21 protein-coding genes and 2 pseudogenes are annotated in these 19270 nt (G+C 58.5%); 13 read left to right on the top strand and 10 right to left on the bottom strand.

Going from position 1 to position 19270, the window contains the following annotated elements; translation table 11 throughout:
- Positions 1 to 40: 40 nt before the first annotated feature.
- Positions 41 to 2950 carry an Rne/Rng family ribonuclease gene (locus ACWPM9_RS12755; protein ID WP_484755380.1) on the top strand — a complete coding sequence of 970 codons (2910 nt, stop codon included), beginning with the start codon at positions 41 to 43 and terminating at the stop codon, positions 2948 to 2950.
- Between the two features lie 68 nt (positions 2951 to 3018).
- On the opposite strand, the gene ACWPM9_RS12760 is transcribed toward ACWPM9_RS12755, so the two are convergent.
- Both ACWPM9_RS12760 and ACWPM9_RS12765 read right to left on the bottom strand, forming a co-directional pair.
- Positions 3019 to 3579, bottom strand: a complete 561-nt coding sequence (locus ACWPM9_RS12760) for a GNAT family N-acetyltransferase (RefSeq protein ID WP_484755381.1) — start codon at positions 3577 to 3579, stop codon at positions 3019 to 3021.
- 105 nt (positions 3580 to 3684) lie between these two features.
- Entirely contained in the window at positions 3685 to 4842 is a 1158-nt protein-coding gene (locus ACWPM9_RS12765) for a pyridoxal phosphate-dependent aminotransferase (protein ID WP_484755382.1), read from the bottom strand.
- Positions 4843 to 5050: 208 nt separating this feature from the next.
- Between ACWPM9_RS12765 and ACWPM9_RS12770 the strand changes: the two genes are divergently transcribed.
- The 5 genes from ACWPM9_RS12770 to aat all read left to right on the top strand — a co-directional run bounded on the left by ACWPM9_RS12770 (position 5051) and on the right by aat (position 8870).
- On the top strand, positions 5051 to 5812 hold the full coding sequence (locus ACWPM9_RS12770; RefSeq protein WP_484755383.1) for a DsbA family protein: 762 nt from the start codon (positions 5051 to 5053) through the stop codon (positions 5810 to 5812).
- Positions 5813 to 5957: 145 nt separating this feature from the next.
- Positions 5958 to 6395, top strand: coding sequence for a type II 3-dehydroquinate dehydratase (aroQ, locus tag ACWPM9_RS12775; RefSeq protein ID WP_428186447.1), 438 nt, complete (start codon positions 5958 to 5960; stop codon positions 6393 to 6395).
- 20 nt (positions 6396 to 6415) lie between these two features.
- Entirely contained in the window at positions 6416 to 6886 is a 471-nt protein-coding gene (accB, locus tag ACWPM9_RS12780; RefSeq protein ID WP_428184990.1) for an acetyl-CoA carboxylase biotin carboxyl carrier protein, read from the top strand.
- Between the two features lie 6 nt (positions 6887 to 6892).
- Positions 6893 to 8242, top strand: coding sequence for an acetyl-CoA carboxylase biotin carboxylase subunit (gene accC, locus ACWPM9_RS12785; RefSeq protein ID WP_428184991.1), 1350 nt, complete (start codon positions 6893 to 6895; stop codon positions 8240 to 8242).
- A 10-nt stretch (positions 8243 to 8252) separates the two neighbouring features.
- Positions 8253 to 8870 (top strand): leucyl/phenylalanyl-tRNA--protein transferase, encoded by a 618-nt coding sequence (gene aat / locus ACWPM9_RS12790; RefSeq protein ID WP_428184992.1) that lies wholly within the window; start codon positions 8253 to 8255, stop codon positions 8868 to 8870.
- 465 nt (positions 8871 to 9335) lie between these two features.
- On the opposite strand, the pseudogene ACWPM9_RS12795 reads toward aat, so the two are convergent.
- From ACWPM9_RS12795 to ACWPM9_RS12805, 3 genes and pseudogenes are all read right to left on the bottom strand, one after another.
- Positions 9336 to 9716, bottom strand: a pseudogene (locus ACWPM9_RS12795) (DUF2155 domain-containing protein); the annotation flags it as partial.
- Between the two features lie 162 nt (positions 9717 to 9878).
- Positions 9879 to 10277, bottom strand: coding sequence for an NADH:ubiquinone oxidoreductase subunit NDUFA12 (locus ACWPM9_RS12800; RefSeq protein WP_428184993.1), 399 nt, complete (start codon positions 10275 to 10277; stop codon positions 9879 to 9881).
- A 115-nt stretch (positions 10278 to 10392) separates the two neighbouring features.
- Positions 10393 to 10857, bottom strand: a complete 465-nt coding sequence (locus tag ACWPM9_RS12805) for a GNAT family N-acetyltransferase (RefSeq protein WP_484757649.1) — start codon at positions 10855 to 10857, stop codon at positions 10393 to 10395.
- Between the two features lie 65 nt (positions 10858 to 10922).
- Here ACWPM9_RS12805 and ACWPM9_RS12810 point away from each other — a divergent pair, with 65 nt between their 5' ends.
- Positions 10923 to 11357, top strand: coding sequence for a hypothetical protein (locus ACWPM9_RS12810; protein WP_484755384.1), 435 nt, complete (start codon positions 10923 to 10925; stop codon positions 11355 to 11357).
- Positions 11358 to 11361: 4 nt separating this feature from the next.
- Here ACWPM9_RS12810 and ACWPM9_RS12815 read toward each other — a convergent pair whose 3' ends face one another.
- Positions 11362 to 11865, bottom strand: a complete 504-nt coding sequence (locus ACWPM9_RS12815) for a GNAT family N-acetyltransferase (RefSeq protein WP_428184995.1) — start codon at positions 11863 to 11865, stop codon at positions 11362 to 11364.
- A gap of 6 nt (positions 11866 to 11871) precedes the next feature.
- The gene (gene gatB, locus ACWPM9_RS12820) at positions 11872 to 13377 is read right to left on the bottom strand and encodes an Asp-tRNA(Asn)/Glu-tRNA(Gln) amidotransferase subunit GatB (protein ID WP_484755385.1); all 1506 of its coding nucleotides are present in this window, start codon (positions 13375 to 13377) and stop codon (positions 11872 to 11874) included.
- Positions 13378 to 13513: 136 nt separating this feature from the next.
- Between gatB and ACWPM9_RS12825 the strand changes: the two genes are divergently transcribed.
- The gene (locus tag ACWPM9_RS12825) at positions 13514 to 13813 is read left to right on the top strand and encodes a DUF1294 domain-containing protein (RefSeq protein ID WP_484755386.1); all 300 of its coding nucleotides are present in this window, start codon (positions 13514 to 13516) and stop codon (positions 13811 to 13813) included.
- Here the strand turns inward: ACWPM9_RS12825 and ACWPM9_RS12830 are convergent.
- Entirely contained in the window at positions 13810 to 14322 is a 513-nt protein-coding gene (locus ACWPM9_RS12830; RefSeq protein ID WP_428184998.1) for a GNAT family N-acetyltransferase, read from the bottom strand. The genes ACWPM9_RS12825 and ACWPM9_RS12830 overlap by 4 nt on opposite strands.
- Positions 14291 to 14464, bottom strand: a complete 174-nt coding sequence (locus tag ACWPM9_RS12835) for a hypothetical protein (RefSeq protein WP_484755387.1) — start codon at positions 14462 to 14464, stop codon at positions 14291 to 14293. Before ACWPM9_RS12835 ends, ACWPM9_RS12830 begins: the two co-directional genes overlap by 32 nt.
- A 165-nt stretch (positions 14465 to 14629) precedes the next feature.
- On the opposite strand from ACWPM9_RS12835, the gene ACWPM9_RS12840 reads away from it, so the two are divergent.
- From ACWPM9_RS12840 to ACWPM9_RS12860, 5 genes and pseudogenes are all read left to right on the top strand, one after another.
- A complete protein-coding gene (locus ACWPM9_RS12840; RefSeq protein WP_428185000.1) occupies positions 14630 to 14887 on the top strand; it encodes a YjhX family toxin in 258 nt (85 codons plus the stop codon).
- Between the two features lie 122 nt (positions 14888 to 15009).
- A complete protein-coding gene (locus ACWPM9_RS12845; protein ID WP_484757650.1) occupies positions 15010 to 16344 on the top strand; it encodes a mechanosensitive ion channel family protein in 1335 nt (444 codons plus the stop codon).
- A gap of 100 nt (positions 16345 to 16444) precedes the next feature.
- Complete coding sequence (locus ACWPM9_RS12850; RefSeq protein WP_484755388.1) at positions 16445 to 16783, top strand: ArsR/SmtB family transcription factor; 339 nt, start codon at positions 16445 to 16447, stop codon at positions 16781 to 16783.
- Positions 16780 to 17400 (top strand): SRPBCC family protein, encoded by a 621-nt coding sequence (locus tag ACWPM9_RS12855; protein WP_484755389.1) that lies wholly within the window; start codon positions 16780 to 16782, stop codon positions 17398 to 17400. The genes ACWPM9_RS12850 and ACWPM9_RS12855 overlap by 4 nt, the downstream gene beginning before the upstream one ends.
- Before the next feature lie 26 nt (positions 17401 to 17426).
- Positions 17427 to 17681 (top strand): annotated as a pseudogene (locus ACWPM9_RS12860) (YjhX family toxin); the annotation flags it as partial.
- A 67-nt stretch (positions 17682 to 17748) separates the two neighbouring features.
- On the opposite strand, the gene gatA reads toward ACWPM9_RS12860, so the two are convergent.
- Entirely contained in the window at positions 17749 to 19233 is a 1485-nt protein-coding gene (gene gatA / locus ACWPM9_RS12865; RefSeq protein WP_484755390.1) for an Asp-tRNA(Asn)/Glu-tRNA(Gln) amidotransferase subunit GatA, read from the bottom strand.
- Positions 19234 to 19270 lie beyond the last annotated feature (37 nt).

Below are 19270 nucleotides of genomic sequence, written 5' to 3' on the forward strand. Positions count from 1 at the left end.
TTTTGCTTCTTCGCAACCGCGCCGAGGAGCACATCTTACTATGGCAGACAAAATGCTTATCGACGCGTCTCACGAAGAAGAGACGCGCGTCGTTGTCGTACGCGGTAACCGGATAGAGGAATTCGACTTCGAGTCGCAGCACAAGAAGCAGCTGCGCGGGAACATCTATCTGGCCAAGGTAACGCGCGTTGAGCCTTCACTCCAGGCCGCTTTCGTCGATTACGGTGGCAACCGTCACGGATTTCTGGCCTTCGCCGAAATCCATCCCGATTATTATCAGATCCCGCTGGCCGACAGGCAGGCGCTCGTGCAGGCGGAAGCCGAAGAGCACCGCCGCAATGACGACCACGACGATGCATCCGCCGACGAACAGCCGGAAGCAGATCTGGGCGTTGCAAGCGCGGTAGAAGAAGTGGTCGCCGAGGCAAATGCACCGGAAGACGCGTCTGAGGCACAGCCAGAGGCCGCAGCAGCCGAGGACGTGACGCCCAAGGCAAAGCCCAAGCGTGTGCGCAAGCCGCGCAAGAAGGCAGCCGACAAGGTGCCTGCTGAAGAGACTGCCGCAGCCGACGAAGCTCCTGGCGCATCCGATAGCGATGACAACGAAGACGGCGGCAATGGTTCGACCATGGCTGCCATGGTCGATAGCGATTCGGTTTCGGAAGAAGTTGGCGGTCGTTCGCGCGATGACGACGACGACGATGACAATCACGAGAAGGAAGAGATCGAATCCGTCGGCGCTGAAGACGCCATGGAAGAGGTTCCTGACCGCATCGTTCGCAAGCCGCGCAAGCAGTACCGCATTCAAGAAGTCATCAAGCGCCGGCAGATCCTGCTGGTGCAGGTTGCCAAGGAAGAACGTGGCAACAAGGGTGCGGCTCTGACCACCTATCTTTCGCTGGCCGGTCGTTATTCTGTTTTGATGCCGAACACCGCACGGGGCGGCGGAATTTCCCGCAAGATCACGCAGCCAACAGACCGCAAGCGCCTGAAAGAAGTTGCACGCAGCCTGGAAGTGCCGCAGGGCATGGGTGTGATCCTCAGAACAGCTGGTGCCAATCGCACCAAGGTCGAGATCAAGCGTGACTTCGAATATCTGATGCGTCTGTGGGAGAATGTCCGCACGCTCACGCTCGCCTCGACTGCACCATGCCTCGTCTATGAAGAAGGCTCGCTGATCAAGCGCTCGATCCGCGACCTCTACAACAAGGACATCAATGAAGTTATCGTGGCCGGCGAAGAAGGCTACCGCGAAGCAAAAGACTTCATGAAGATGCTGATGCCGAGTCATGCCAAGGTGGTTCAGCCGTATCGTGACCTGCACCCGATTTTCTCGCGTTCCGGCATCGAAGGCCAGCTCGACAAGATGCTGCAGCCGCAGGTGACGTTGAAGTCCGGCGGTTACATCATCATCAACCAGACCGAAGCGCTGGTTGCCATCGACGTCAACTCGGGTCGATCGACCCGCGAATACTCGATCGAAGACACCGCGCTGCAGACCAACCTGGAAGCTGCGGAAGAAGTGGCACGCCAGCTTCGCCTGCGCGACCTTGCCGGCCTGATCGTCATCGACTTCATCGACATGGAAGAGAAGCGCAACAATCGCTCTGTCGAAAAGAAGCTGAAGGACTGCCTGAAGAACGATCGCGCCCGCATTCAGGTTGGCCGCATCTCGCATTTCGGCCTTCTGGAAATGTCGCGTCAGCGTATTCGCGCATCGGTGCTGGAATCGACGACGCAGGTCTGCCCGCATTGCACAGGGACCGGCCTTATCCGCTCGCAGTCGTCCGTGGCGCTTCACGTTCTGCGTGGCGTCGAGGAATTCCTGCTCAAGAGCACGACGCACGACATTACTGTGCGCGCAACGCCGGAAACCGCGCTTTACATTCTCAACCAGAAGCGTGCGACCATCATCGATTATGAGAACCGCTTCGGTGTGACCATCACCATTGAAGCCGATGCCACCATCGGTCATCAGCACTTTGCTGTCGATCGCGGTGAAGCCGTCGAAAACCCGGTCAAGATCGAAACCCTTCTGTCTGCCTTGCCCGAGATCGAAGAAGATGACTTCGTTCCCGAGCCGGAAGATGACGAAGAAGACGATACGCTGGAAGTCGCAGCACCGGTTGCAACGAAAACCGTCGACAAGGAAGACGGTGACGGTGAAGGCAACCGCAAGCGCAAGCGTCGTCGGCGTCGTCGTGGCAAGAATGGTAACGGCTCTGACGAGCGGGCGGCCGAAAACGGTTCTTCCGACAGCGTCAGCGAAGATGCTGGCGATGACGAGGACGATGACGACAGCGACAGCGATAGCGCGAGTGCCGAAAACGGCGATTCGTCTGCCGATGGCGAAGGTAACGGCAAGCGCAAGCGTCGCCGCCGTGGCAAGCGTGGCGGACGTCGCAATCGCCCTGAGGGTGAAGTTGACGCATCGGACAATGATGGCGAGACCGACAAGTCTGACGGCGAAAACGGAAATGGCGACGACGGCGAAACCGAAACCGTTGCTGAACTGATCGAAGACGTCGCCGAGGCGAAGGATGCCGCAGAGCCGACTGCGATGGCCGTGATCGAATCGGCGGAATCGCTTCAGGAGGGCGCTGCACCGAAGAAGCCGCGCCGCACCCGCAAGGCGAAGATTGCTGTTTCTCCGGTTGAAGTACCGGTGATCGAGGAAGGCCCGGCCAAGGTTGAGCCTGAGCTTGTGGAAAAGGTAGCAGACGTCGAAGCACCAGCTGAAGAGGCCTCTCCGCTTGCTGAGGCAACCGCATCTGTTGGTGAAGAAGCGGATGCGGCGACTGAGGATGCCAAGGCAGTTCGTTCCAACCGTGGAGACAATGTTGTGTCTTCCGAACCGGTCGTCACGTCGACTGCGGCCAGTGCCGGAAACGATGAAGAGCCAGCCAAGCCCAAGAAGGGCGGCTGGTGGCAGAAGCGCGGTTTCTTCTGAGAGATGCCCAGGTAGAATTTAAAAACGGCCGCGCATTGCGCGGCCGTTTTTCGTTTGTGCGATGAACGTCAGCGGGGCGCTCTGCGGCGTTCCATCAACAGCACAGGATCATCCGCCAGCATTGCATTTCCCATTGCAACGAAGCCGCATTTCTCGGCGAGGCGTATCGAGCGCTCATGCTCCGGAGAGATGATGGCGGCAATCCTGTCTTCGACAAAGTGGCGATCGGCCCACTGCAGAGAGGCGGAAAGCGCTTCATGCGCAAGACCGCGCCCATGCGCATGGGGTGCCAGCACCCACCCGGCTTCAGGTATACCGCTGATCGATGGTGTGATGATGCGCTTGTAGTCTGCAAAGCCGACCGCGCCGAGATAGGCGCCGGTCTGCCGATCCTCCAGTGCCCAACCGCCAAAGCCAAGTGCCGGCCAGTGGCCAATATAACGTATCAGGCGCGCCCAGCTTTCCGTGGGTGTCGACGGCTTGCCGGTGATATGACGGACCACATCGTCATCGGCCCACATCGTCGCTACCGCGTCGAAATCAGATGCACGGTGCGCGCGCATCAGCAGGCGTGGCGTCAGGATATCGGGTGCCGTGTTATATTTTTCGCGAAGCAGAATTTCAGTCATGTTGGCCTTTGCTCGTTCGCAGACAAGCCTGTCCTTTACAGATTGATTCAAGAGGTTTTAGTCTTGATTCCGAAAACAGGCCCAACCATCTGATTTAAAAGACAATCACTTGAGCCATCGGGCAATTCTGTCGGTTGCCTCAACCATCTCTTCCATGGTGCCCGCATAGGAGAAGCGCATGGCGCGATGTCCTTCTTCCGGGTCGAAATCGAGGCCAGGCGTTGCCGCGACATCGGCCTCGGCCAGCATGCGTTTGGCAAATTCCATACTGTCATTGGTAAAGGCGCTTACGTCGACATAGGCATAGAAAGCGCCGTCCATCGGGGAGAGAACCGAGAAGCCGATTTCCGGCAACCGCTGCTCCAGAAAGTCTCGATTGCTGCGACAGGCTTGCTTATAGGCTTCCAGTTCCACATCGGCTCCAAGGGCGCCAATGGCTGCCAACTGCGACAATTCGGGTGCGGAGATATAGAGACTTTGGGCAACGCATTCGATCGGCCGAACGAGCTGATCGGGCAGCACCATCCAGCCGATGCGCCAACCCGTCATGCAATAATATTTGGAGAATGAATTGATGACGACGACGTCGTCGGTCAGCACCAACGCGCTGGTCTCGCCGGTGCCGAAAGTCAGCCCATGATAAATCTCGTCCGAGATCAGGGTGATGCTATCCTGACGGCAGTAATCGACGAGCGCCTTTAACTGCGCGCGGCCAGTCACAGTACCGGTTGGATTGGCAGGACTTGCAAGCAGTACGCCCTTGGCCCGAACGCCTGCATTTCCTTGCGCGGCGTGCAGGCCTTCCGGCGTCAGGGTGTAGGCACTCTCGGCATTGACCGGCACTTCCAGCACGTTGAGGCCCAAGGCTTTCAAGATATTGCGATAGGCGGGGTAACCGGGTCGGGCGATCGCGACTGTGTCACCGGGATCGAAAAGAGACAGAAACGCCAGGTTGAAACCGGCAGACGAACCGGTCGTCACCACGATGCGCGCAGGATCAATGTCCAAGCCATTTCGCTTACGGTAATGGTCGGCAAGTCCGGTTCGCAAATCAGCAAGTCCCAGCGCATCGGTATATCCGATCCGACCGTGGTCGAGCGCTTTGCGCGCGGCATCAAGGGCGGCTTGCGGTGCAGGATGGCCTGGCTGCCCCACGGCCATGGATATGATCGGAGCACCGTCATTGCGCCGACGGGTCGCCTCCGCCAGCACATCCATCGCGTGGAAGGGTTCGACTGCGCTGCGCTTCGAAACTGAAATCACTTAATTATGCCTTTTCCACCTGTCACCCGAGATAGGGAGCGCCTGACAATTGCCCCAATATTGCGATCTTCACAATCCCGCGATTGTCGGGGAGCCGATCAAATTACGTTTTATCTTCTGCGCGGTTACCCTTAGACTTCGCGCAGATTGCAGGATCGCGCGCAGGCCCTTATGGGCCGTTGCCGGTCGAATTTAGAATGAGGACCTTATGACCTTGCCGTTGAAGCATATTGCCGCCGCGCTGACCCTTTGTGTCGCCACTACACTGCCGTTTTCGGCCCATGCGCTGGACGACAAGCAGAAGGAAGAGTTCGGCGCCTTCATCAAGGAATACCTGATCGCCAATCCGGAAATCATGCTCGATGTGCAGAATGCTCTTGAGGCGAAGCAGGAGCAAGCACGTCAGGACAAGGCGACTGCGGCTATCAGCGACAACAAGGACGAAATTTTCAATTCCTCCTCTGATCTCGCACTTGGCAATCCGGATGGCGATGTGACCATTGTCGAATTTTTCGACTACAACTGCGGATACTGCAAACGCGCGCTGTCCGACATGGACAAGGTGATCAGCAGTGACAGCAATGTGCGCTTCGTGCTGAAGGAGCTTCCGATCCTCGGTCCGGATTCGGTTGCGGCCCACAAGGTATCGGACGCCTTCCGCAAGCTGGCACCGGAAAAATACGCCGAATTTCACCGGACATTGCTGGGTTCGCAAGGGCGCGCCACGGAAGACAGCGCCATCGCGGTTGCGACCTCGCTCGGTGTGAGCGAGGCCGATATCCGCGCGCAAATGGCCAGCAACCCGAATGACCAGTCTGTGCGCGAGACCTATCAGCTGGCCAGCAATCTCGGTATCACCGGCACGCCGTCTTACGTTGTCGGCGACGAGGCCCTGTTCGGTGCGCTGGGTGCCGAGCTCCTCGAGCAGAAGGTTAAAGACGTGCGCCAATGCGGCGGTGGCGGCTGCTGAGCCGTTTACCAAGTTACCCGTTGCGGGCTTGACCCTCGATTTCCTGTGATCCATGTGGACACAAGGCCTGCCTACAGGCCGCAAGGGCTTTCCCTCGCGGCCCGTCAGGTCTATAGGAGGCGGTCGAATGGCCACGGAACCACTGATGAGCAAGACCCTATTCGTCCTGAACGGCCCCAATCTCAACATGCTCGGCAAGCGCGAGCCTGGGATTTATGGCGGCCAGACCCTCGCCGACATCGAGGCGGAGTGCAAAGCCCATGCCGAGAACAAGGGTTTTGCCGTAGACTTTCGCCAAAGCAATCACGAGGGCGATCTGGTGAGCTGGATACATGAGGCGAATGACAAGGCGGCGGGTGTGGCGATTAACGCCGGCGCCTACACGCATACGTCTATTGCCCTTCATGACGCCATCAAGGCCATCGGCGTTCCAGTGGTGGAACTTCACATCTCGAATGTGCACGCACGAGAAGAATTCCGCCACAAATCGATGATAGCGCCCGCGTGCAAGGGCGTGATCTGCGGTTTTGGACCGCATAGCTATATTCTGGCGCTGGACGCGCTGAACACCATCAAACAATAACAATTACAGGATCAACATCCATGGCAGAGAAGAAATCCGGCATAGATCAGGCACTGATCCGTGATCTGGCCAATATCCTCAACGACACCGATCTGACCGAGATCGAAGTGGAGCAGGAGGATCTGCGCATTCGCGTTTCCCGTAACGGCACCCCTGTCGCAATGCCGACCTATGCCGCTCCGGCCCCGGCGCCAGCCCCGGCACCAGTCGCCGTAGCTGCTGTTGCCGCCGAAGCTGCCCCCGCAGGACGCGACCTTTCGAAGGCTGTCACTGCCCCGATGGTTGGAACAGTGTACCTCGCCCCCGCTCCTGGTTCGCGTAACTTCATCGAAATCGGCGCAACGGTGAAGGAAGGCCAAACCCTTCTCATCATCGAAGCCATGAAGACGATGAACCAGATCCCCTCGCCGCGCTCCGGCAAGGTCGTCGATATCCTCATCGAGGATTCCGCACCCGTCGAATACGGCGAACCACTCGTAATCATCGAGTAATTGCTGATGGCTGTCATTTCCAAGATACTCATAGCGAACCGCGGCGAGATTGCTCTGCGCGTGCTGCGCGCCTGCAAGGAACTCGGCATCGCAACGGTTGCCGTGCATTCGACCGCAGACGCCAACGCCATGCATGTGCGCCTTGCCGACGAGAGTGTCTGCATTGGCCCACCGCAGTCGCGCGACAGCTATCTGAATATTCATCAGATTGTTGCTGCCTGCGAGATTACCGGCGCGGATGCTGTGCATCCCGGCTACGGCTTCCTGTCGGAAAACGCCAAGTTTGCCGACATTCTGGAAGCCCATGGCATCACGTTCATCGGCCCGACCGCAGATCATATCCGCATGATGGGTGACAAGATCACCGCCAAGGTCACGGCTATGGAACTCGGCATTCCGGTCGTTCCGGGCTCTGAGGGTGAAGTTACGCCTGAAAACGCCCTGAAGGTTGCCCGCGAGATCGGTTTCCCCGTTCTGATCAAGGCGACAGCCGGCGGCGGCGGGCGCGGCATGAAGGTGGCCAAGAACGAAGCAGAACTGGATGAAGCCGTTTCCACGGCCCGTTCCGAGGCGCTTGCCGCCTTTGGCAATGCCGCTGTTTACATGGAAAAATACCTGGGCAAGCCACGCCATATTGAAGTGCAGGTTGTTGGCGACGGCGCCGGCAATGCGATCCATCTGGGCGAACGCGACTGCTCTTTGCAGCGTCGTCACCAGAAGGTCTGGGAAGAAGCGAACTCCCCTGCTCTCAACGTCGAGCAACGCATGAAGATCGGCGAAATCTGTGCCGACGCCATGCGCAAGATGAAGTATCGCGGTGCAGGCACGATCGAGTTTCTTTACGAGAATGGCGAGTTCTATTTCATTGAAATGAACACCCGCCTTCAGGTTGAGCATCCGATCACCGAAGCCATTACCGGCATCGACCTCGTGCATGAACAGATCCGTGTTGCTTCCGGCGCGGGACTGTCGGTGACGCAGGACGAGATCGTGTTCTTCGGCCATGCCATCGAATGCCGTATCAACGCTGAGGACCCGCGGACTTTCGTGCCGTCGCCCGGCACGATCACGCATTTCCATGCTCCGGGCGGTCTGGGCGTTCGCGTCGATTCCGGTGCCTATGCCGGCTACAAGATCCCGCCTTACTACGACAGCCTGATCGGCAAGCTCATCGTTCATGGACGCACGCGCGTCGAATGCATGATGCGTCTGCGCCGTGTGCTGGACGAGTTCGTCATCGACGGTATCAAGACCACACTGCCGCTGTTCCAGGATCTGATCTCGAACCCGGATATTGCAAACGGCGATTACGACATTCATTGGCTGGAGGAATATCTGGCCAAGACTTCGGCCTGACGGCTGACAGATGGCAGGGCGACGCAGCAGGCAGACGGCAATCACTCCGGACATCCTGCTGCGCGCCTACTCCATCGGGATGTTTCCCATGGCGGAATCCGCCGATGACCCGGAACTGTTCTGGGTCGAGCCCGATCTGCGCGGCATCATTCCCCTCAACGACTTCCACGTTTCCAAAAGCCTCGCCAAGGCCGTGCGCAAGGCGCCTTTCGATATCCGTGTCGATACGGACTTCAATCTCGTTGTGGCAAAATGTGCGGAGGAAGCAGACGACAGGCCCAGCACCTGGATCAACGAGACGATCCGCGGCCTCTACAGCGCCCTTTACTCCCTCGGGCACGCCCATTCGGTGGAAGCCTGGGAGGGAGATGAACTGGTGGGCGGGCTCTACGGTGTATCGCTCGGCAGCGCGTTTTTTGGCGAGAGCATGTTCTCACGCCGGACCAATGCCTCCAAGATCTGTCTGGTGCATCTGGTGGAGCGGATGAAGGCCAAAGGCTTCACACTGCTCGACACGCAATTCACCACCGACCACCTGACAAGCTTCGGCGCGATCGAAATTCCGAAAGCCGAGTATCAGCAATTGCTGGAAGAGGCGATGTCTAATCCAAGCAAGGCGTTCAAGTAACGCACAATGGGCCGATCACCCGTGATCACGCACCCATCGTATCGACAAAGAGACCCTGTTTCGCGCGGACAAAATGCCGTCCTAGAACAATCCGACGCTGCCTGGCTGAACGCCTTCGATCTGCGGCTGCACCGGTTGACCCTGCGGCTGATCGCCATTCAGTGGCTGCAGCTGATCTTGCTGATCGAACTGACCCTCGGAACTAAACTGACCTTGGGGATCGAGCTGACCGTCAGCGCTGAATTCGCCCTGTGGCTGGTCGCCGATGACCTGCGGGCTGTCGAGCGGTGGAACGGCCACTGAGCCGTCCTGCGGATCGACGGGCTGGGTTGCTCCGTCGACTGCGACCGCATCCGGATTGCCGTCCTGCTGCGGCTGAGTGCTCGTGCTCTGAGCGTCCGACTGCGCCTTCTGCGCAGCCTCCAGTTTTTCCTTCTGGCTCTCCGGCACAGGCGCTTCGTGCACGGCCTGCGCGCCCTCAGGCGGCGGAACGTCGGAGGTTGCCTTGCAGCCGCTCAGCCAGACGTCATAGATCGCGTGTTCCACGGCATTGAGGCCGGGGCTGTCTGCAAACATCCAGCCGGAAAAGATACGGCGGATCTTGCGATCGAGGGTGATTTCGTCGACTTCTACAAAAGCGTCGGTCTGCTGCGCTTCGCTGTCATCACGCGAATAGCAAACCTTCGGGGTGACCTGCAGCGCACCGAACTGAACAGTCTCGTTGATATAGACGTCGAAGGATGTGATGCGGCCGGTAATCTTGTCGATGCCGGAAAAGACCGCGACAGGATTTTCAAGTCGCGCAGCCTCAGCTGGCCGCACACAGTTCCAGAGGCCAGCAGACATAACTGCCGCACCCAGAAGAACCGTCCCAAAGATTGAAGCATTGCGCTTCGAAGAAATCATATCCGCCCGTCTCCAGCCTTTTTTCCCTGCAAACCACCGCTTACCGCAGGCGGTCCGAACAGGTTTGAAAGCGCCTAGACTCAAATTATGGCCAAATCGGTATCAGTTGCCCGGTGTCCAAGCATCATAATCGCCGGTAACGCGCGGACGCTCACCTGCAACTGCGATAGAACCCGGTGGGCGGTAGGCCTGTGCCGAACCGGTAAAGTTCGGACGATGTGGCTTTTCCCATTCTGCGGGCTTGTAGTCTTCCTTGCTTGGCGGTGTATCGGTGCGATAATGCATCCAGCCATGCCAGCCGGCAGGAATGGTCGACGCGTCCGCATAACCCTTGTAGATGACCCAGCGCTTGGGCTTGCCCCACGAGGCCATGGGTCCTTCGTAGTAGAGATTGCCCAATTCGTCTTCACCGACCTTCGTACCCTTGCGCCAGGTGAAGAACCGCGTTCCCATGGTCCGACCGTTCCACCAGGTGAAGATTTCCAAGAGAAGCTGTTTCATGTCTTTTCCTTGGGCGCGGCCCTTGAGCAAGGGCTCGGCTTACTGTCTCAAAATCCGTATCCCGCTTATGCAATCTCACAAGGCCGATGTCCAGTGATTCGCAATGGGCAATTGGTCATTTGAGCTTCATTTTGAAACCGATATGGCTCGGAGCGAAGCCCAGCCGTTCGTAAAACCGGTGTGCGTCCTTGCGGGTGGCGTTGGATGTGAGCTGCACGAGACGCAGCCCGAGGCGCTCGGCCTTGCCGATACAGAAACGGATCATCTCTGCCCCGATCCCCTGCCCGCGTGCATCGGGATGCGTATGGACCGCCTCGATGATCATAGAGGACGAACCGCGCCCGCTCATTGTCGTGGTGACGAAAGTCTGGAAGGTCGCCACAACCGTGCCATCGACCAGTGCAACGTACAGAGTCTCGTTGTCTGAAGCCGTGATCGCATGGAATGCGGCAAGATAGTCCGGCAGCGCTTCGGGATCAGCAGTATCGCCATGTCCGCCCAATATGTCGGTCGCAAAGATTGCCGCGATTGCAGGAACATCGGTCTCCTCGGCGATACGAATAGTCACTTCCGGATTCATGCGCAGTGCCTCATATTCAGATTTCAATCTTTCCTGATCGCGGGAGCAAAGAGGAGGACAACAGGATGGTCATTCGTGTGCCGGCGCTCACCGTTGGCATTGCCTTAGCCTTCGCCACAGCCAATGCGCAAGATGGTACACTTCAGGGTATTGCCTATGTCGAGGCCCCTGAAATGTCGAGCGGGGTATGCGTGGGCGAGGACGCGCAAGAAGCCTTTGCCTGCGCCAAACAGCAATGCATCACTGGCGGCGGAACCGACGAGGACTGCCTGGAGATCGCCTATTGCTATCCGGCACGGACCAGCATCGACATTTTCGTGCAGCATCAGGAGGGTATTCACTGGCACGAATTCATGTGCGGACTGGATAGCAAGGAGACCGCACTCGCCCTTGCCAAAGTGGCCTGCGACAAGACGCTTCGGCCATATCTGATCGAATGCGCGCCGGTGATGTTCTACGACGCGAATGGCAACGCCGAAGAGATACCGTTTGAGAACTGACGGATCAGAGTTCGAGACGTTTTTCCATCAGCACAGCCGGCAGGCCTGAGCCGGGACCGCCGCAATCTGTGACCTTGTCGACCTCGACAAAGCCGAGCCGTGCATAAAACGAGATGGCGCGCGTGTTCTCGACGGCGACTTCAAGCCGCATGATCTCGGCATCGGGGAAGCAGGTTTCGAGTTCGGCGAAAATATCTCTGCCGATACCCTCTCCCTGAGCGGACGGACGGACATAAAGGTGATGCAGCATGGCTGTCTTGGCCATCTTCGGATACATGGCTGCATAGCCCATGCCGCCGATGTCCTTGCCGCTATCGGCGACAAGAAACTCTCCACCGGGCTTGGAAATGCGATCGCGAATGGCAGCCAAAGAATGCCATTCGTCGATCATCTTCGTTGCACGGTCGGCACCGTAAAGACCATCATAGGAATCATGAAAGGTCTCTTCGATGAGCGCACGAATGGTTTCCGCGTCTTTCGGACCAGCGGTGCGGACGAAATAGACCATCCGGCCTTACTCCTCGACGATCCCGAGCTTGGCCTTGACCAGCGCCTGGACAGCTTGCGGGTTGGCCTTGCCGCCGGTCGACTTCATCACCTGACCGACGAACCAGCCGGCCAGCGAAGGCTTGGCCTTGGCCTTTTCAACCTGATCGGGGTTGGCCGCGATGATCTCGTCGACAGCCTTTTCGATCGCGCCGGTATCGGTCACCTGCTTCATGCCGCGGGCTTCGACGATGTCCTTCGGATCTCCGCCTTCGTTCCAGACGATCTCGAACAGATCCTTGGCGATCTTGCCTGAGATCGTGCCTTCCTTGATCAAGTCGATGATGGCACCGAGCTGAGCGGGGGAAACCGGAGTCTCTTCAATGCCTTTGCCGGCTTTGTTCAAGGCGCCCAGCAAGTCGTTGATGACCCAGTTGGCGGCCGTCTTTCCATCACGACCGGCTGCCAGTTCCTCGTAATAATCGGCGATCGCCTTTTCCGAGACGAGAATGGAGGCGTCATACACCGACAGGCCAAGGTCCTTGACCAGGCGGGCTTTCTTGTCGTCCGGCAGTTCCGGCAGGTCCTTTGCCAATTCCGCGATGAAGGCATCGTCGAATTCGAGCGGAAGCAGGTCCGGATCAGGGAAATAGCGATAGTCGTGCGCATCTTCCTTGGAGCGCATCGAACGCGTTTCGCCCTTGGTGGGATCGAACAGACGGGTTTCCTGATCGATCACGCCGCCGTCTTCCAGAATGGCGATCTGGCGTCGGGCTTCATATTCGATGGCAAGACCGACAAAACGGATCGAGTTGACGTTCTTGATTTCGCAGCGTGTGCCGAATTCACCACCGGGCTTGCGCACGGAGACATTGACGTCGGCACGCATCGAACCTTCGTCCATATTGCCATCGCAGGTGCCGAGATAGCGCACGATGGTGCGCAGCTTGGTCACATAGGCCTTGGCTTCTTCGGAGGAGCGCATATCGGGCTTGGAGACGATTTCCATCAGCGCCACGCCGGAGCGGTTGAGGTCGACATAAGACATGGTCGGATGCTGGTCGTGCATGGACTTGCCGGCGTCCTGCTCCAGATGCAGACGCTCGATGCCGATTTCGATGTCCTCGAAATTGCCCTGACGGTCAGGCCCCAGGGAGATGATGATCTTGCCTTCGCCGACGATCGGATCCTTGAACTGCGAGATCTGATAGCCCTGCGGCAAATCGGGATAGAAATAGTTCTTGCGGTCAAAGATCGAGCGCTTGTTGATCTGGGCCTTCAGGCCGAGACCTGTCCGCACCGCCTGCTTGACGCATTCCTCGTTGATGACGGGCAGCATGCCGGGCATGGCCGCATCCACAAGTGACACATTGGCATTGGGTGCTTTGCCGAATTCGGTCGATGCGCCGGAGAAGAGCTTGGATTTGCTCGTTACCTGGGCATGGACTTCCAAGCCGATGATGACTTCCCAGTCGCCAGTGGCGCCTTCAATCATGCGTTTCGGATCGGGAGTGCGGGTATCAACTAGGGTCATCGTCGGCTCGTCTGATGCTTTGAAAATCAGAGTGTGAGGTAGAGCAAATGCTGCGCCTGCGCAAGGCTTGGGATCGGCAAGATGCCACCACGGCCAGAGGGATGCGCCATTAACCGACTTGCGCTAGAGCATTGGCATGGAAACCGATACCGTCGTGATATTGCTGCTCGCCGCCGCGCTCTATAATGCCGTCGTCTTCATCGTTTACTGGTGGGACAAGGCGGCCGCACGGGCGAACCGGCGGCGCATCAGCGAGGCGCAGCTTTTGACGCTTGCCTTTTTCGGCGGCAGTCCGGGCGCTCTGACGGCTCAGCGGATCTTCCGCCACAAGACGCAAAAGCAGCCATTTCGCCGTTACCTCAAAACGATTGCCGTCCTGCACAGCATCATTGTTCTGGGCTTGACCGGCTATTTCGTCTCGATCCTCGTCGTCTAGAATTCCTGACCATAGCTGACCGTCTCTTTCTCCACGGATAATTGCTTCGACAGCCCGATCGTCTGGACATCGCGATCAAGCTTGGGATTGTAGACGACTGTCAGCCAATGCACCGCGTAACCGTGCTTTTCAAAGAATCCGACCGCTTCCGCATTCAGCGCATGGGTTTGCATTCGCGCCTGGGTGAAGCCCTGATGCTCGATTTCGGCCTCCATCTCGGCCAGCAGAAGCTTTCCGAGGCCCTTGCCCTGGTGAAGAGGATCCACCCACAGGTCGGTAATATTCTCGTCCAGTTCCTCGCGGGAGGCCCAACCGACAGGATCACCGGATATTTCCACCACCGAGATGGTAATCCAGGATGTGTGGGTAAAATTGACAAAGGCCCTGCGGGCGTATTCCACCATGGTACCCGTCTCCCCCACCGGGATCATGGCCTTTTCCCAGGCCCGCAGACCGATATCGGCCAGGATATCGGCTTCATCCAGTCTTGCGCTTCTCACGGTGATCATGGGCAACCTCGTCGCGGGAGATCAGTAGATCATTCGTCGTCGGCTTTTTCCAGTGGCCATTGATGCCCTGCACATCGATCAGCCGATTGGCCACAGGATTGACAGAACAAGACGTTGCTCCCATCCTGCTGGCCTCGTTCATGGAGTTTTGATGTTCGGTTTGTCCGAGTCCCGGTAAAGGCCCCTGCCCACGATCCAAGGTGATCAGTGCGCATGGGCCAAACAAAAGCGAAGCCCCGCGGCCTTGCGGCAGCGGACACGTTTTTGTGCGTTCTCTTCAGGATGCGTGTTCCGGATTTCACCGACAATGGACATTTCTCGCGCAGATCAGCGCATACTCCACCTGCTCGCCCAAGGCGGGCGTATTGAAATAACCCGCAACGCAAACCGCAAGATCGAAAAGTGCCAGTGCTTCACGCGCGAGGGCTGGCTCTTTGCGAGCTTCGATCTTGAGCAATTCCGCAGACTGAAGCGCCTGCGGGCTATCCAGTCGAGAGCAAGCCGCCCTTATACCATTACGGAGCGCGGTTTGAATCTTGTCAGAGCGCAGCCCGACAACAGGTGAGCCCAGCCCCTGGCAGCCGGCGCTTTACCGCCGGCTGCCATCGCACTACCATGAACACCAAGGCCCACGGCGACGGGTGGCAGATCGCCTCTCCGTATCGGACGGCCATTGGGAGTTTCATATTGACCGTTCAATCCGTGCTGAGCCTGCTCGAAGAAAGGATTTACGCTCTTTTCCGCGATGACTGGGGCACCTATCAGTTCGTGATCGTGATCGTCGGTATCGTTCTGGCTGTGGCTTTGGCACGTCTGGTCGAGCCGATGGTTGAGGGGCGCGCACGCAATATCAAGGGCAATCCAGACCTGTTGCGGGTGGTCATCGCCTTCATGCGACGTCTGCGCTGGGTATTCTTCATTGCCTGGCTGTGGCTGGCGCAAATCCTGATCGAGCATTTTACCTGGCCCAGCCGTTCATGGCTTGTCTCCAAGGCGCTTGCGCTCGCCATCGCCTGGTTCGTAGTCGCCGTTCTGACACGCGTGATCCGCAATCGCTCGCTGGCCCGCCTTGTGGCTCTGGGGACGTGGATCTACCTTGCTCTGGTCCTGCTCGGCTTCGTCGATGAAGTCACAACGTCGATGAATGCTGCGGCGATCACACTGGGCGCCACGCGGATATCGCTGTTGTCCGTCGTCAAGGGCTCGATCATCACGGCAGCGCTGATCTGGGCCGCCGTCTTCATCGGCAATATCGTTGCCAATCGTGTCGAGCGCATCGACGATGTGTCTCCAGCCATCCGGGTGCTTCTGGGCAAACTCACGAAGATTGTACTGATCGTGATTGCCGGCGCCTTTGCACTGTCGGCGACCGGCATCGACCTGACCGCCTTCACCGTGCTGTCCGGCGCGATCGGTGTGGGTCTCGGTTTTGGTCTGCAGAAAGTGGTGTCGAACTTCATCTCCGGCATCATCATCCTGATGGACAAGTCGATCAAACCGGGCGACACGATTTCGCTTGGCGAGACCTTCGGCTGGATACGGGAGCTTCGAGCGCGCTTCGTCTCGGTCATTACCCGTGACGGCAAGGAATATCTGATTCCGAACGAGGACTTCATCACCCAGCAGGTGATCAACTGGTCTTTCTCCAGCGAATATGTCCGCATCGACGTTGATTTCGGCGTGGCCTATTCCAGCGACCCGCATCAGGTGGTCGAGATCGCCATTGCGACTGCCAAGACGATACCGCGCGTCACGGCCTATAAGGCACCGGTCTGCTGGATGACGGCCTTCGGTTCCTCATCGCTCGACTTCAAGCTCCGCTTCTGGATCTCGGACCCCGCCAATGGTCTCACCAATATCCGCGGAGAAGTCCTGATGGCACTGTGGGACGCCTTCAAGGACGCCGATATCGACATCCCCTTCCCGCATCGCGAGGTCATCATGCGCACGCCGGTGGAGGTCAGGATCATGCCCGAGGAGAAGACCGCATCAGCGTCTAGCCAGCCACAAGCACCTGATTGAGACGCGGCTTTTCCCATTCGGCTGTCATCTGCGCGCTCATTGACAGGTATCCTGCGATGAGTTAATTAACAAAAATGTTAATTAACAAAAAAGCTAACAAATGAACACGCACCTTCCGCAGGTTTTCGCTGCACTCGGAGACCCGACCCGCCTCGCCATGCTCGAGCGGCTCTCGCATGGCGCGGCGACCGTGCAGGAGCTGATGGAGCCCTTCGATATCAGCCCGCCCGCCATATCGCGGCATCTCAAGGTGCTCGAACAGGCCGGCCTTATAACCCGCGGCCGCGCTGCGCAGACCCGCCCCTGCCAGCTGGCGCCAGAGCGATTGAAAGAGGTCGCCGACTGGACCGTGCGGATGAGGGGCTTCTGGGACGAAAGCTTCGACCGCATGGATGAATATCTTGCGACCATTGTCCGCAACAAGGAGGACAGCCAGTGAATGATGCACGTACACCAGGAAAAGTTCTCGAAATCGAGCGGCGCTTCGAAGCGCCTCGCGACGTCGTCTTTGGTTTGTGGACAATGCCGCGGCAAATCATTCGGTGGTGGGGACCGCGCGGCCACTTCCTCGACCACTGCGAGCAGGATTTCCGGGTTGGCGGGCGATGGCGCTTCGCAATTGCCGGTGCAGATGGCTCCCCACCCACATGGACCTGGGGCATCTACAGGGAGATCGTCGCACCGGAAAGGCTTGCCTTCTCCTACAGCATGGACTGGCACCGCTACGAGACACTGGTTTCCATTGCTTTCGAGGACCTTGGCGACGCCACGCTGATGCATTTCCGGCAGGCCGAGTTCCTGACGTCCGACGACTGCACCGACCACAGCTGGGGTTGGACCGGCGCGCTCGACAAGCTGGGAGAGCATATTTCGCGCATGTACAGCATCGGAATACTCAACAAGGACATTTTCAGGACCGAACGACTGGACGGTGTTGCCGAGGATATGGCGGAAGCCCGCAGACGCGCAGAACAGGAGTTGCGGGAACGGCCTGGCGACACCGTTCCGCCGAGCGTCGAAGCGCGGAAATCGATGGTGCCGCCCCCGCAACACTGAAGGGTTGCCAAACCGGACCAACCGTCATCCTATACGCTTGGCAAGTCTGGAGTGTTCATGTCCAACTCGTCCGAGACCCGGTAGAGGCCGGCCCCGCGAAAGAAACACGCCCGGCCCGTGCCTCCCTCGAAATCACGCGCGAAGGCTGGCCTTTCCCCGACATCACGACGCGGCTCTTCCGGAAACTGAAGACCAAATGCGCCAGAGCGTCTTCCGGCGGTAGCCCCTACCGCGTCACTAAGCGGAGGCTGGAACTGGTGCGGTCTCAGCTGGACAATAGACGACATGAAAAAAGCCGCCCGACTTTTACCGGGCGGCTTTCTACACTTCACAACAATCTCTATCCGGTTACCACCACTTCGCCGGCGTGAACTTGCCGGCAGCCTGTTCGACAACATAGGCGGTCTTGAACAGCGTTTCTTCCTCGAACGGCTTGCCGATAAGCTGAAGGCCAAGTGGCAGGCCGCGGCCGTCGAGACCGGCTGGAACCGAGATACCCGGCAGGCCGGCCATGTTGACCGTGACGGTAAATACGTCCTGCATGTACATCTTGACCGGATCGGAGGCGAGCTCCTTGTCGCCGATGGCGAAAGCCGATCCCGGCGTTGCCGGTGTCAGGATGGTATCGACACCTGCGGCAAAGGCCTGCTCGAAATCGCGCTTGATCAGCGTGCGGACCTTCTGGGCCTGCAGGTAATAGGCATCGTAATAACCGGCGGACAGCACATAGGTGCCGATCATGATGCGACGCTGGACCTCCTTGCCAAAGCCCTCGGCGCGGGTCTTTTCGTACATGTCGGCGATGTCCTTGCCGCCATCCGCGCGCAGGCCGTAGCGAACGCCGTCATAACGGGCAAGGTTGGAGGAAGCCTCGGCAGGTGCCACGATATAATAGGCGGGCAGCGCGTATTTTGTATGCGGCAGCGAGATATCGACGATCTCGGCACCGGCATCCTTCAGCCAGTCCATGCCCTGGGCCCAGAGCTTGTCGGTTTCATCCGACATGCCGTCAATGCGGTATTCCTTGGGGATACCGATCTTCATGCCCTTCAGCGACTGGCCAAGGGCTGCCTCGTAGTCCGGCACGGGCAGGTCGACGGATGTGGTATCCTTCGGGTCGACGCTTGCCATCGACTTCAAAAGGATGGCGGCATCGCGCACATCGCGGGCAATCGGGCCTGCCTGATCCAGCGATGAGGCAAAGGCAACCGTGCCCCAGCGTGAGCAGCGACCATAGGTCGGCTTGATGCCGACGGTGCCGGTCAGGGCTGCCGGCTGGCGGATCGATCCACCGGTATCGGTGGCTGTGGCGCCTGCGCAAAGATGAGCGGCAACGGCTGCGGCCGATCCACCGGAGGATCCGCCGGGAACCAGCTTCTCATTCGAATCCTTCGCCTTCCAGGGGTTCGTCACCGGACCATAAAAAGAGGTCTCGTTGGATGAGCCCATGGCGAATTCGTCCATGTTGAGCTTGCCCAGCATGACGGCACCATCGTCCCACAGATTCTGCGTGACGGTGGATTCATATTTTGGCTTGAAGCGGTTCAGGATGTTCGAGCAGGCCTGCGTGTGAACATCCTGTGTTGCGAACAGGTCCTTGATACCGAGCGGGATGCCTTCCAGCGCGCCGGCCTTTCCAGCAGCAATGCGCTCGTCGGAAGCCTTGGCCATCTCCAATGCCTTGTCCTGGGTGACCGAGACATAGGCATTGATATGATCATTGGCTCCGTCGATTGCCTTCACATAGGCCTCGGTCAGTTCGACGGCCGTGATCTCCCTGGCGGCGAGTTTCGTGCGGGCTTCGGCAATGGTCAGGCTGGTCAGTTCGCTCATGGTGTCGCTTCACTTTAGAAAAGGGCTCGGCGCGGAA

The sequence above is a fragment of the Agrobacterium sp. H141 genome (assembly GCF_057158725.1).